The sequence below is a fragment of the Labrys sp. 22185 genome, from assembly GCF_052045555.1.
Classification (GTDB): domain Bacteria; phylum Pseudomonadota; class Alphaproteobacteria; order Rhizobiales; family Labraceae; genus Labrys; species Labrys neptuniae.
Genome location: NZ_JBQEPH010000011.1, coordinates 41,648 through 54,379 on the forward strand (window position 1 = coordinate 41,648; position 12,732 = coordinate 54,379).

Below are 12,732 nucleotides of genomic sequence, written 5' to 3' on the forward strand. Positions count from 1 at the left end.
AAACAGATGAGTAACACCGCGACCATGGCGGCAGCAGACCCATATGATACCCGCCGACGGGTGATGGCGATTATCGGTTCATCTTCCGGAAATCTTGTCGAATGGTTTGATTTCTACGCCTATGCGTTTACGGCGCTCTACTTTTCGAGTGCCTTCTTCGGCTTCATCAAGAATGCCGACCCGACAACTCAACTCCTCTATTCCTCGGCGGTCTTCGCCATCGGCTTCCTCATGCGGCCGATCGGCGGCTGGCTCTTCGGCTGGATTGCCGACCGCTACGGCCGCAAGAACTCGATGATGATCTCGGTCCTGATGATGTGTGCGGGATCGCTGGCGATCGCGCTGCTGCCGACTTACGCCACGGCGGGCATCCTGGCACCGATCCTTCTCCTGCTCTGCCGGATGGTCCAGGGCCTCTCCGTGGGCGGCGAATACGGGACATCGGCGACCTATATGAGTGAGGTTGCGCTCGCCGGGCGGCGCGGCTTCTTCGGTTCTTTCCAATATGTGACGCTGATCGGCGGCCAGCTCCTCGCCTCGGCCGTCATCGTCATCCTCGAACTCTTGTTCAGCGACGAGGAAATGCGGGCCTGGGGCTGGCGGATTCCCTTCGTTGTCGGCGCTTGCGCCGCCGTCGTCGCCTTCTACCTCAGGCGCTCCCTGCACGAGACCTCGTCGGCGGAGACACGCGCCCGCAAGGAAGCCGGCTCGCTCATCGGCCTGCTCCGCCGGCATCCGCGGCCTTTCCTGACCGTGATCGGGTACACGGCCGGTGGCTCGCTGATCTTCTACACCTTCACCACCTACATGCAGAAATATCTGGTCAACACGGCACACATGGCCAAGGAGACGGCCAACGTCACCATGACGGCGGTGCTGTTTACCTATATGTGCATGCAGCCGCTCTTCGGCGCGCTTTCCGACAGGATCGGGCGGAAATGGTCGATGATGCTGTTCGGTGGCCTCGCGACACTGTGCACCGTGCCGCTCCTGACGGCGATCGGCAGCGTTGAGAGTCCGCTCTCGGCCTATATCCTGGTGGTGGCGGCGCTCGCGATCGTGTCCTTCTACACCTCGATCAGCGGGCTCGTGAAAGCCGAGATGTTTCCGGCCGAGGTCCGAGCGCTCGGGGTCGGCCTCTCCTACGCCATCGCCAATGCCCTCTTCGGCGGCTCGGCCGAGGCGGTGGCGCTCGCTTTCAAGGATGCAGGCCATGAGACCTGGTTCTTCTGGTACGTCACGGCGATGTGCGCGATTGCCTTCCTCACCGCCCTCACCATGCTCGCCAACCGGCCGACCTATCTGGCGGGCGAAGGCACGGAATAGGCGCTCCTGGAGCCCCATGCCTGAAAGCGCGGGCAGGGTTTCGGCGAAAACGGGGAGCAATGGCGCCAATTCTGCCTGGTGGCGCATGGGCATCCAGCCTGGACTTCCCGCCCGCTTGCTGGTGCAGCCCCAAGAGGCATCCTCGATGCCTCTTGGGATTGTCGATGGTGTCGAACAGACCGAGGATCCGGCGCGCCTCGCTCACCCGCCGATATTGGCTGCCGCCAGCACCGCCATGTTGACGAGATCGGTGTCCTTGGCGGCCAGCGGCACGATCTGCACCGACTTGTCGAGGCCGACCAGGATCGGGCCGATCACTGTGGCTCCGCCGAGCTCCTGCAGCATCTTGGTGGCGATCGAGGCGGAGTGGAAAGCCGGCATGATCAGCACATTGGCAGGTCCGGACAGGCGGCAGAACGGATAGAGCGCCATGGCCTCGCGGTTGAGCGCGACATCGGCCCCCATCTCGCCGTCATATTCAAAATCTACGCGGCGGCGATCGAGAATGCGCACCGCGTCGCGCACGCGCTCGGCCCGCTCGCCCTCCGGATGGCCGAAGGTGGAATAGGCGAGCATGGCCACGCGCGGCTCATAGCCCAGGCGCTTGGCCACCGAGGCCGCCTCGATGGCAATGGCGGCGAGTTCCTCCGAGGTCGGCATGTCATGCACGGCGGTGTCGGCCACCAGCACCGTGCGCCCACGCGCAATGGCGATGGAAAGGCCGAGGACGCAATGGCCGGGCTTGTCGCTGACGACGCGCCGGACATCCTCGAGGGCAATCGAATAGTTGCGGGTCAGGCCGGTGACCATGGCGTCGGCGTCGCCCATCGCCACCATGCAGGCGGCGAAATGGTTGCGGTCGATCGAGGCCAGGCGCACGCAGTCGCGCATCAAATAGCCCTGCCGCTGCAGCCTGTCATAGAGATATTGCGCATAGGCATTGGTGCGCGGCGAGATACGGGCGTTCTGGATCACCATGCCTTCGCGCAGCTCGACGCCGGCAAAGGCGGCAGCGGCCTCGACGCGATCCTCGCGGCCGACCAGGATGGCGGTGCCCAGCCCCTGGTTGACGAAGGAGGCTGCGGCGCGGATCACCGCCTCCTCCTCGCCTTCGGCGAACACCACCCGCTTGGGGGAGCGGCGAACCCGGTCGAAGATGCCGGCCAGCGTGCCGGCGACGGGATCGCGGCGGGCCGAGAGGGCCGCGCGATAAGCGGCAAGGTCGGCGATCGGCTTGCGGGCGACGCCGGTCTCCATCGCCGCCTTGGCCACGGCGACGGGCACCCGCGTCATCAGGCGGGGATCGAAGGGCGCCGGGATGATGTAGTCGCGTCCGAAGCGCGGCCGCGCGCCCTGATAGGCGCTCGCCACCTCATCCGGCACTTCCTCCTGGGCAAGCTCGGCAAGGGCCTGGGCTGCCGCCACCTTCATCTCCATGTTGATGGCGGTGGCATGCACGTCGAGCGCGCCCCGGAAGATGTAGGGGAAGCCCAGGACGTTGTTGACCTGGTTGGGATAGTCGGAGCGGCCGGTGGCGATGATGACGTCGTCGCGCACGGCGTGGGCCTCGTCGGGCGTGATCTCCGGATCGGGGTTGGCCATGGCGAAGACCACCGGATTGGGCGCCATGGAGCGCAGCATCTCGGTGGTAAGGGCGCCCTTGACCGACAGGCCGAAGAAGACGTCGGCGTCGTCGAGCGCCTCGGCCAGGGTGCGCCGGTCCGTCTCGGCGGCGTGGGCCGATTTCCATTGGTTCATGCCATCGGTGCGGCCCTTGTAGACCACGCCCTTGGTGTCGCAGAGCAGGACGTTGTCGGGCGCAAAGCCCATCGCCTTGACCAGCTCGACGCAGGCGATGCCGGCCGCCCCGGCGCCGTTGACCACCAGGCGGGTGGAGGTGATGTCACGCCCGGTCAGCTTCAGGCAGTTGAACAGGCCGGCAGCGGCGATGATCGCCGTGCCGTGCTGGTCGTCGTGGAAGACCGGGATGTCCATCAATTCCTTGAGGCGCTGCTCGATGATGAAGCATTCGGGCGCCTTGATGTCTTCCAGATTGATGCCCCCGAAGCTCGGGCCAAGATAGCGCACGGCGTTGATGAAGGCGTCGGGGTCCTTGGTATCGACCTCCAGATCGATCGAATCGACATCGGCAAAGCGCTTGAACAGCACGGACTTGCCTTCCATCACCGGCTTGGAGGCCAGTGCGCCGAGATCGCCGAGGCCGAGAATGGCGGTGCCGTTGGAGATCACCGCCACCATGTTGCCCTTGGCCGTGTAGTCATAGGCGACAGCCGGATTCTCCGCGATCGCCCGCACCGGCACCGCCACGCCCGGGGAATAGGCGAGCGAGAGGTCGCGCTGTGTCGCCATCGGCTTGGTCGGTACCACCTCCAGCTTGCCGGGCTTGCCTTGCGAGTGAAAGGCCAGAGCCTCCTGGTCGGTGAAGCTGGGGCGGGCTTGATTGGAGCGGACCGGGGTCGAGCCGACTGGACGCGGCGGTTTCTTATCCGTCATTGCGGGGGCGTTTCCATTATCAGGGGAACCGACCCTAAGCACAATTACGGGCTTCGTCCACGGACGATCCCGCGAAAGGCTGCTGTTCCTGCTGCTTCCACTTGGGGAAGAAAAAAGGGCAGGAACCGCGCTGCCGGCCTGTCGCGGTTCGCTGGGATATCAGGGCATCAGGCCGCCCGGCGGCCGTCGCGATAGCCCTCGAGCCGGCCTTTCAGCGTGTTGAGGTAATAGATCGCACGCCCGCGCTGGCCGCGCGCCCGGCTGACGACATAGCCCCCGAAGGAGCGCAGCATGTAGTTGAAGGAATAGAGTGTGCCCATGCGATGCTTGGCCAGGACATAGCCCATGCCGCGGCCATAGCCGCGCGCCTTCTGCTGCATGCGGACATCCATCATGTCGATACGGATCTCGGGATGATGGCCATAGATGGCGTGGTCATAATAGGAGCGATAGCCCCGCTCCAGCATGCGCAGCACGATGTCGGGCGCCTCGCAGGCCTGCCAGGGCGAGGTGGCGCCGACGCCGACATCCTCGTCATAACCGCCGACAGCCTCGAAGACTTCGCGCCGGCAGAAGGACACCCATTCGATCAGCGTGTCGAAGACATCGCGGGCGCCGGTCCAGCGTGCCCCCTCGGCAAAGCGGCCATTGATCGAGCGCCCGGTCTCGTCGGCGGCCCGGCCGTTGACGATGTCGGCGCCCGTTTCCGCGAAGGTCTCCAGCACCTTTTCCAGCAGCCAGGATGGGTAGGTGCAATCATCGTCCGGAAAGCCGAGAAGCTCGCCCTCGGCGACCTTGGCGCCATTGTTGCGTGCCCGGCTCGCACCCGGCACGCCGGGCGTGCGCAGATGGCGGATCGGAAAGGGACGCATCTTGCGCGCCAGCACCTCGGTAACCCGCTCGTCGCGATTCTGGTCGACGATGATCACCTCGAAATCCTTGAAGGTCTGGGTCTCCAGGCTGTCGAGCATCAGCGCGATCTCCTCGGAGCGTCCGAGCGTCGCCATTACCAGTGAAAAATGTACGGCCATCGTCTGCGCCTTGACCTACAATTTGAGAATCCGCGCAGGATCGAGTTGCCCCCGTACCAGATCCCACAGAGCTAGAAGATTGCCGGCGAGCCGTCCGCGCCGGTCGGTCCAAGGCTCCGGAAAGGCGCTCTTGACCAGATTGGAAGCCAGGTTTTCGATGCTGCCCTCCAGCGCACCGCGCAGGCTCATATTGCCCTTGCGCATGATGTAGACGCGGTTGGCGATCTGCGAATAGCCGAGCCGCCGGCCGGGGCTGCGCCCCCCCGACTTGGTGCCCAGATGCACGCCGCGCAGGCGCCCGCTCTTGACGATCCGGCCGAAGGGCGCGAGCTGCCGTGAGAAATCGACATCCTCGAGCCAGGCATAGAGCGGCAGCTTTTCGTCGAAGGCCAGGCCGTGCCGGCGCACCGGCTCGAGCCGCACCGCCATGTTGCAGCCATAGCCATTATAGACCGGCTCCAGCGTGTCCGCCGCGCGATTGGGGCCGGCCACCGCCAACCTGTCGAGGCCCTCGCGCATGCCGAGCCCCGCCCCCGGGGCGCCATCGGCGAGCACCGTGCCGGTGACCATCACCATGTCGGGATTTTCCACGAACAGCCTGACGGTCTCGGCCAGGAAATCGGGCGCGGGCAGGAAGTCGTCGTCGAAGAACATCACGATGTCCGCGTCGGTGGCGGCCATCAGGGCGTTGCGCTGATGCGGCAGGCCGACGGGACCCGCAATCATCTTGAGGCCCGGCACGATCTGCCGGAGGGCGGCCTCGTCGGCATCGGCAGGCTTGGCCGGGCAGATCAGGAAATCGTCGGGCCGGCGCTCCTGGCCCATCATCACACGCACGGTCTCGGTCAGCACATCCCGTCGGCCCGCCGTCGCGATTGCGACGGCAATCCGCATGTTCTCATGCGCCTTCACGCCGATCTCTCCATGATGCAGGTCTTCCTTGCCATCGCCGCGCATGTCATCAGGTCCTGAACCGAAGCCGTGCCCGCGACATGAGCTGGTCGACCAGGCCGGTCAGCCCAACTGCGTCACCGAACCAGCGTGCCATCAGATAGACACTGCCGACATAGGTCACCAGATAGACCGCGCCGGCAGCACCGATCCGGACCAGATTCATGACGATATCCGTGCTGTCTTGAAACAGGGTCGAGACATAGACCAGGAAAAGCGCACTGATCACCAGCGCTGCACAGGGCCCGACAAAGGCGGCAAGCTGGGCACGATAGCTCAACCCGATCATCGATTTCACCGCCATCATGGTCGAGACCAGCACCGCAAGCGTGGCAAGCGCCTTGGCGGCAATGGCTCCCATAACCCCGAAGCACAGGATACCGGCGATGGTGAGCGGCACGCGCACGGCAAACTCGACCAGATTCCTGAACGTGATCTGGCGCGACTTGTTGAGGCTGACGGCCAGGGGCGCCATCGGCAGCGCCGGAATGGAGCCGATGCAGGCCAGGGCGATGCCGGTAAGGATGGGGGCGGCCTCGGCCCATTGCGGGCCGAGAAAGACATGGATCAGGTGCTCGGCCATGATGGCGCCGAAGCAAAGGATCGGCGCCATCAGCAGGAAGATGCCGACGCTCGCCTTGAGATAGCTGTTCCGAAGGCCGCCATTCTGATGCGCATTGACGAAGGCCACGTTCAGCGGCGTTCCGAGCGGGGCAGCCAGGACCTGGAACGGCAGCGAGGAAAGATCGTTGGCCATGACATAGCGCCCGAAGGCGGCGGGCGGAATGAAACGGGGCAGGATGAAGCGATCCGTCTGCCAGTTGATGGCCGACAGGATCTGCGACATCAGGTTCCAGGTCAGGATGTCGGCAAAGACCGGCCAGGCCTTCAGCGTCAGGCGTGGGCGCATCGGTGCGAGCCAGTAGGAACCGACCAGGGCCACAAAGGCCACCAGAATGGTTCCGAGCGCGATCGACCAGTAGCTTCGCGTCAGGATGGCCACGATAATTGCGGTGGTCACGGCAATGGTCTTGCTGGTGATGTCGAGCCCGGCCTGGCGGCGGAAATCCATGCGCCGGTTGAATTCCACCAGCATGGGGCTGACGCAGCCGCGCATGGCCGGCGCCAGGGCCAGGCTCATCACCAGGGGCACCAGCCGGGGCTCGCCATAAAAGAAGGATATCGGCCAGGCGCAGAGAATGAAGAAGCCGGCAATGATCAGTCCGCGCAGGGCTCCCAGCGTGAAGGCGGTGTTGTAGACCTCCGCGGTCGGCTCGGGAACGCGCAGCATGGCAGCGCCGAGCGGCAGTTCCATCACGGCCTCGACGATGAAGATCAATGTCATCGCCATCGCGACCAGGCCGAAATCGCTGGGTCCGAGGAAGCGGGCCAGCACGATCAAGGCAACGAAATCCACCGACTTGCCGGCAAGCCGCGCTCCGGCGGTCCAGGCACCGGCCTTGGCCGTCTGTTTCGAAAGTGCGCCGATTTCAGCCCTCATGGCGGCACAGGCCCCCCTCTGCCTGCCCTCGTAAGGCCCAAGCAGTTTCGAAGCCGGCGCCGGAAGTTCCGCGGTGCCATTGAGGGTGTGCGATCAGGATCATCATCGAGGTTGAATTGTATGGAACGTGGATATCACGGCGCGACGACCGGAGCCTTTCATCAGCGAACAAAAATCTCGAGCTGGGGGTTCGTCCCCCAGACCGAATATCAAAACAAGTCGTGGCTTATCCGGCCGCGGATGACCGCCGATGATGACGGCTGCTACCAGCGATAGCTATTTTATGCAAAGGCCTCGCAGCCTGACAGCTATCCATTCGAAGGATCGCCAAAAGGGAACCACTCCCCCTTTTGGGAGGTGGTCCGCGCCGCACCCTCTGGGCTATCCTCAGGCAGCTCGGCAAAGACCTGGCGGCTCCCAATCATCACACATCAGCAGCCCGTTGCAACGCTCCGTCGACGGAGCACCCGCGAGCCTGAAAGGAATTCGTACCCATGAGTCCCATCACCCGGCGCCTGTTCCTGGCCCTTCCCGCCCTGGGCCTGTCCGCCGCACCGGCATGGGGACAAGCCGTACCGGACCTCAGCGGCTACAAGCTCATCTTCAGGGACGAATTCGAGGGAACCGAGCTCGACCGCGACAAATGGCATATCGGCACCAACCCCAAGGGCGAGCAATGGGGCTCGGACAGCTATTTCGTCACAGCCAGCCAGGCGGACGCCGAGTTGTTCGGCCAGGTCTACCAGGTCGCGGACGGCAAGCTGCGGATCCGGGCCAATCACAAGGCCGACTTTGCCGATCCCACCGGCTGGAAGCGCAAATGGTATTCCGGCATGATCAGCACGGCTTTTCCCAACGGCAAGCCGCCAAGCGCAGCGTTTCGGCGAGGCTATGTCGAGGTCCGCCAGAAGTTCCCGGCCGGAAAGGGCGTGTGGCCTGCCAATTGGGCCCTCAACCTGAAATCGCAGACCCCTGAGGGCGATCCGCTCGGCTCCATCGAGATCGACGGGCTGGAAGCCTATGGCGTCGACATGACCATCTTCCACACCATCGTCCACAATTGGGGAAACAAGACATCTTCCCCCGCCATGTCGCAAAAGCTTCCCGACCTGAGCGCCGATTTCCATACCTATGGCTATCTGGTGGGCGACAACGAGGTTTCCGCTTTTCTCGACGGCAAGCTCGTCCACACGGTTTCGCTGTTGCGGGCTGACAGCGTCGACCGTTTCTTCTGGATGTTCAACCTGGCCATGGGCGGCGGCTGGCCGATCAGCGTTCCCGAAAGCGGCTATTACGACATGCTGATCGACTATATCCGCATCTATTCCAAGGATCCGGACGCGGTGGCCATCAACCCATGACCTCTAACCCATGACCTCTAACTCATGACCTGGGCCCTGGCGGGCCTGACGGCCTCTGCTGTCTGCCTTCTGGCCCCTGAATCGAGGTCGCAGGTGGCGCAGGCAATGCCGGCCAGCATGTAGAAGGGCAGGCCGAGATCGATCAGGGTACCCGAGATCGTGGCCATGATCAGGCCTACGAGGCAGCCGATCCGCACGGCGGCTCGCAGCTGGATCGTGGCCCAATCAAGGGGACGGATAGCGGGCTTGAACAGCACCATCAGGATGAAGATCCCATAGGTGAGTGCGCCGATGGCGCCGAGATTGGCCAGCACTGCCAGCGGGAAGCTCGAGGCGCGCACCGTGCCGATGCCGGCTCCCAGCCCATAGGTCGCGAAGAATGTTTCGAGCGCCGTCTGGTTCCACATGCCGCGCTCCGCCGCAGACTGGCTCGTTCCCTTGTTGAGCACGAAGTCCTGCATCATGCCGTAGATCGTTTCTGCCAAGGTGGGGGTGAGCAGTACGGCTGCGACGATGACGGCAAGCAGCAGGGGTGCGAAAGCCAGATAGGCATAGACGCTGCGCGGCAGGGGCCCGCCGCGCACCAGGCGCAGCAGGGACTCCGCATAGAGGATCGCCAGCACCACCGGCAAGGCGACATAGCCGCTGGTGGAAGTGCAGAAGATCACCAGGAGCAAGTTGATCAGCGCCAGCCAGAATGTGAGTTGAGGGCGGATATTGCCGAGCCAGAGCCGGAGGGCAAAACTGCCGGCCCACATCGACGACGAGGCAAAGGCCGCGGCCTCGGTGAAGGAGCCGTTGATGCGCTTGAGCCCGTTGACCACCGTGTCGTCATGCATGGTGTAGGTGGTGTTGCGCATGAAATCGAGCAGGAAGGCGGTTCCCGTCCAGAAGGTGGCGAGATCGACGACCGCGAAGAAAATATTGAGGGCGCAATAGGCCACCACGGCATTGGTGACGGCCTCCAGGCCTTCCCTGGTCCGGGCAACGATGTAGCAGATCAGAAAGCAGACGATGTCGCCGATGAAGTAGACGCTCTGCGTCAGATTGCCGGTGGTGGGAGAAAGCGGCACCAGAATGGGCGCAGAGCCACCGTCAGAGGTGGCACCGATGGCGGCGACATAGGAGGCACCGGCGAAGAAGCGCGGCAGGATGAAGGCGCCGACAATGCCGACAGCCGCGGTCGCGACGAACCAGAATCCCTCACGCGGAAAGGTGAGGCGTGCCGTGACGACCGACCAGGTGCCTGGACGTGTCAGCACGGATGCTGCCGTGAACCCCAGCAGCAGATGGGCCGGCTGGATGGTGGTGCCCGCCAGGATGAGCGCGGCGGAGGAACCGAAGATCATGCAGGGAATGAGCATGGAAACGCCGAAAACCGGCCCTCGTCTCAAAGCGAGGATTCCGAGCAGAATGAAGAAGACACCAATGGGTTCCAAACTCACGCGAGGCCCTTTCCGTCTGCCCCTGGCAGAGCTCGTTCCAGCGGAAACGCGCCTTGCCCTCAGTCCTCGCTTCGGCCGCCACTCGAACCGCGGCATGCTTGTGTTCCGGCCCGGGAAAAACGTTCCGGAATGGCCCCGCTGGTGCAAAAATGCCGGCACGGTTTGCGCCATCGGGACAGTATCACATCATGGCGCCCGATGATTCCAGTTCATGCGCCCACCGAAATATGGCAACCGCCGCGGCGATACCGGCCCGATGGAGCTGATCCAGCGGGCTCTTCTAGACAATGGCGCCGGCAGCCGACAGATATCCATTCGACGGATATCACACAGAAGGAGCCCCCTCCCTTTAGCCAAGTGGCCCGCGGCGCGCTTTTATGGATTATTCTCAAATCGTCTTGGCCATGATGCCGCCGGTTTCGAATGTCGAAGCTTGGCGGAGGGATCTTGCCACAGCGGTCAGCCCCGGCGACGCAACCACTCCATGGCGACGAGCCCTTCGCAAGCCGCATCGACAAGAAACTGTTTGGCGTTTTCCATTTCCGACGAGAGCTGGCCTTGCGCATCCTGCATGTCTTGAATCATACACGCCGCCTCAACGGGCATGTGCACCTCACCATCGATCTCGCCTGCATGCAGGCACAGCTCGGCCATGAGGTGGCCATTGCCAGCGGCGACGGCGATTTCGACGCCTTGCTGGCTGCCCATGGCGTGGAGATCATCCGGATCGACCAGCGCCAGAAGCCCCTGGTTGCGCTGCGGGCGGTCGCCGCTCTCACCCGGCTGCTGCGTTCGCGCCGTTTCGACATCGTGCATGCCCATATGATGACGAGCGCGGTGCTGTGCTGGCCGGCCTGCAAGGCTGCGGGTGTGCCGCTGATCACCACTGTCCACAACGAGTTCGCGCGCAGCGCCGTCGCCATGGGCGTGGGCCGGCGGGTGATTGCCGTGAGCGACGCCGTCGCCCGTTCGATGGCCAAGCGCGGCATCCCGGCTTCCCGCATCCGCACCGTGCTGAACGGGAATATCGGCTCGCCGCGCCTCTCGGCGCCGGCCGGCCCGCCTGCGGCGCTTGGCACGCCCTCGATTCTCTATGTCGGCGGCCTGCACCCGCGCAAGGGGGCGCCCGTCCTGCTGCGGGCCTTCGAGCGGGTCGCCAGGGAAGTTCCCGGGGCCTCGCTCCATTTCGTCGGCGACGGCCCGCACCGCGCCGAATACGAGGCCGTGGCCGCGGCCATGCCATGCGCAGCGGCGATCACCTTTCACGGTGGCTGGGACGACCCGCGGCCTTTCTTCAGGGGAGCGGATGTCTTCGTGCTGCCCTCCCTGGCCGAGCCGGCCGGACTGGTGCTCTCCGAGGCCAGCGAGGCGGGCTGCGCCATCGTCGCTTCCAATGTCGGCGGCGTGCCGGAAATGCTGGATGGCGGCAAGGCGGGGCTGCTGGTACCGCCCGATGATCCCGCTCGCCTGGCCGAGGCCCTGGTCTCCCTGCTCGTCACCCCCGGTGCCCTGCAGGACGGCAAGAGCCGTGCACACGCAAATGCCGCGCGCATGACGCTGGACCGCGTGGTCGAGGAGACCTTTGCGGTCTATCGCGAATGCCTGCCGGCCTCAGCCCCAGGTCAGCGGATCGAGGCCTAGATAGAAGTCGAGCCGCTGCCTGTCCGGTCGCTGCAGCCCGAGCACCTCGAACAGGCTGGCGAAGGCCGCTTCGGCCTGCTCCGGGCCGGACCAGCTCTCGCCGGCATTGGCCAGCATCAGCGCAAGGTCGACATAGCGATCCGCCGTGCCGAGGCGGCCGAGATCGATCATGCCGGTGCAGCGCAACGTAGCGGGATCGACCATGAAATTGGGCATGCAGGCATCGCCATGACAGATGACGCGATCCCTCATCTCTTCCGCGAGACGCTGTTCGCGCTGCGCCTCGAGCACAAGCAGGAGATCGGCTGGTACCTCCTCCCGCTGCTCCGGCGGCAGGAAATCCGGATTGACGGCACCGCGCGCCACCACGTCAGCTGCGCGCGCCAACATGGTCGACAGGCCGCGTTCGAACGGGCAATCCTCGATCGCCAGCGCGTGCAGCGCGCCGATGCGGGCCGCGATCGACGGCCAGGCCTGCAATAGCTGATCGCCGTCGAGATCGCTCGCCGGTACGCCGGCTATGGCGCTGGTGACCAGGCAGGCGCCCTCCTCCCCTGCGCGCCAGTCGAGCACTTCCGGAGAGCCGAGCTTGAAGCGGCTCAGCCACTCGACCCGCCGGCGCTCCGCCTCCAGCGCGCTGGCGCCACGGCCCTGTGATAGTTTGGCGAAGGCCCCGCCATCGCTGCGACGATAGACGCTGTCGCCCGACTCACCGTGGCTGACCGCCAGCCATTCTCTTCCCAAGGGAAGGGCAGGCAACAGGCTGGGGGCATTGGCGGTCGAAGGCATGGCGAATCGCTCCAAATTGGGGGCCGTGACCATAATGCAGAATAGGGCCACGGCTGGGCCGGTGCGCCGCGACCCCGATGCCCCTGGGGCGATTCCTGTCGGATGCCACGGGAAGGAGACTTGCTCATGGAGTTGACCATTCGTCCCCTCACCGCCGAGCTCTGGCCCGATTT

The 12,732-nt window shown here is 64.6% G+C and carries 9 protein-coding genes; 3 read left to right on the top strand and 6 right to left on the bottom strand.

Going from position 1 to position 12,732, the window contains the following annotated elements; all coding sequences use genetic code 11:
- The first annotated feature begins 6 nt into the window (after window positions 1–6).
- A complete protein-coding gene (locus ACTJKX_RS21035) occupies window positions 7–1,326 on the top strand; it encodes an MFS family transporter (RefSeq protein WP_440726392.1) in 1,320 nt (439 codons plus the stop codon).
- A 201-nt stretch (window positions 1,327–1,527) separates the two neighbouring features.
- Here the strand turns inward: ACTJKX_RS21035 and ACTJKX_RS21040 are convergent, their stop codons facing one another.
- The 4 genes from ACTJKX_RS21040 to ACTJKX_RS21055 form a co-directional block, all read right to left on the bottom strand.
- A complete protein-coding gene (locus ACTJKX_RS21040) occupies window positions 1,528–3,840 on the bottom strand; it encodes an NADP-dependent malic enzyme (RefSeq protein ID WP_440726393.1) in 2,313 nt (770 codons plus the stop codon).
- A 167-nt stretch (window positions 3,841–4,007) separates the two neighbouring features.
- Window positions 4,008–4,871 carry a glycosyltransferase family 2 protein gene (locus ACTJKX_RS21045; protein WP_311934039.1) on the bottom strand — a complete coding sequence of 288 codons (864 nt, stop codon included), beginning with the start codon at window positions 4,869–4,871 and terminating at the stop codon, window positions 4,008–4,010.
- 15 nt (window positions 4,872–4,886) lie between these two features.
- Window positions 4,887–5,828, bottom strand: coding sequence for a glycosyltransferase family 2 protein (locus tag ACTJKX_RS21050; RefSeq protein WP_367623527.1), 942 nt, complete (start codon window positions 5,826–5,828; stop codon window positions 4,887–4,889).
- A 4-nt stretch (window positions 5,829–5,832) separates the two neighbouring features.
- Window positions 5,833–7,323, bottom strand: a complete 1,491-nt coding sequence (locus ACTJKX_RS21055; protein ID WP_440726394.1) for an oligosaccharide flippase family protein — start codon at window positions 7,321–7,323, stop codon at window positions 5,833–5,835.
- A 494-nt stretch (window positions 7,324–7,817) separates the two neighbouring features.
- Here ACTJKX_RS21055 and ACTJKX_RS21060 point away from each other — a divergent pair, with 494 nt between their 5' ends.
- Window positions 7,818–8,684 carry a glycoside hydrolase family 16 protein gene (locus tag ACTJKX_RS21060; protein ID WP_394310771.1) on the top strand — a complete coding sequence of 289 codons (867 nt, stop codon included), beginning with the start codon at window positions 7,818–7,820 and terminating at the stop codon, window positions 8,682–8,684.
- Between the two features lie 17 nt (window positions 8,685–8,701).
- Here the strand turns inward: ACTJKX_RS21060 and ACTJKX_RS21065 are convergent, their stop codons facing one another.
- Window positions 8,702–10,129 (bottom strand): hypothetical protein, encoded by a 1,428-nt coding sequence (locus ACTJKX_RS21065; RefSeq protein ID WP_440726395.1) that lies wholly within the window; start codon window positions 10,127–10,129, stop codon window positions 8,702–8,704.
- A gap of 447 nt (window positions 10,130–10,576) precedes the next feature.
- On the opposite strand from ACTJKX_RS21065, the gene ACTJKX_RS21070 reads away from it, so the two are divergent.
- The gene (locus ACTJKX_RS21070) at window positions 10,577–11,770 is read left to right on the top strand and encodes a glycosyltransferase family 4 protein (protein ID WP_311934044.1); all 1,194 of its coding nucleotides are present in this window, start codon (window positions 10,577–10,579) and stop codon (window positions 11,768–11,770) included.
- Here ACTJKX_RS21070 and ACTJKX_RS21075 read toward each other — a convergent pair.
- Window positions 11,741–12,559 carry an APH(3'') family aminoglycoside O-phosphotransferase gene (locus tag ACTJKX_RS21075; RefSeq protein WP_440726396.1) on the bottom strand — a complete coding sequence of 273 codons (819 nt, stop codon included), beginning with the start codon at window positions 12,557–12,559 and terminating at the stop codon, window positions 11,741–11,743. The two genes, ACTJKX_RS21070 and ACTJKX_RS21075, sit on opposite strands and share 30 nt — an antisense overlap.
- Between the last annotated feature and the right edge of the window lie 173 nt (window positions 12,560–12,732).

Coding starts and splice junctions, on each gene's coding strand:
- ACTJKX_RS21035 (WP_440726392.1), top strand. CDS start 7: ATGAGTAACACCGCGACCATGGCGGCAGCAGACCCATATGATACCCGC.
- ACTJKX_RS21040 (WP_440726393.1), bottom strand. CDS start 3,840: ATGACGGATAAGAAACCGCCGCGTCCAGTCGGCTCGACCCCGGTCCGC.
- ACTJKX_RS21045 (WP_311934039.1), bottom strand. CDS start 4,871: ATGGCCGTACATTTTTCACTGGTAATGGCGACGCTCGGACGCTCCGAG.
- ACTJKX_RS21050 (WP_367623527.1), bottom strand. CDS start 5,828: ATGCGCGGCGATGGCAAGGAAGACCTGCATCATGGAGAGATCGGCGTG.
- ACTJKX_RS21055 (WP_440726394.1), bottom strand. CDS start 7,323: ATGAGGGCTGAAATCGGCGCACTTTCGAAACAGACGGCCAAGGCCGGT.
- ACTJKX_RS21060 (WP_394310771.1), top strand. CDS start 7,818: ATGAGTCCCATCACCCGGCGCCTGTTCCTGGCCCTTCCCGCCCTGGGC.
- ACTJKX_RS21075 (WP_440726396.1), bottom strand. CDS start 12,559: ATGCCTTCGACCGCCAATGCCCCCAGCCTGTTGCCTGCCCTTCCCTTG.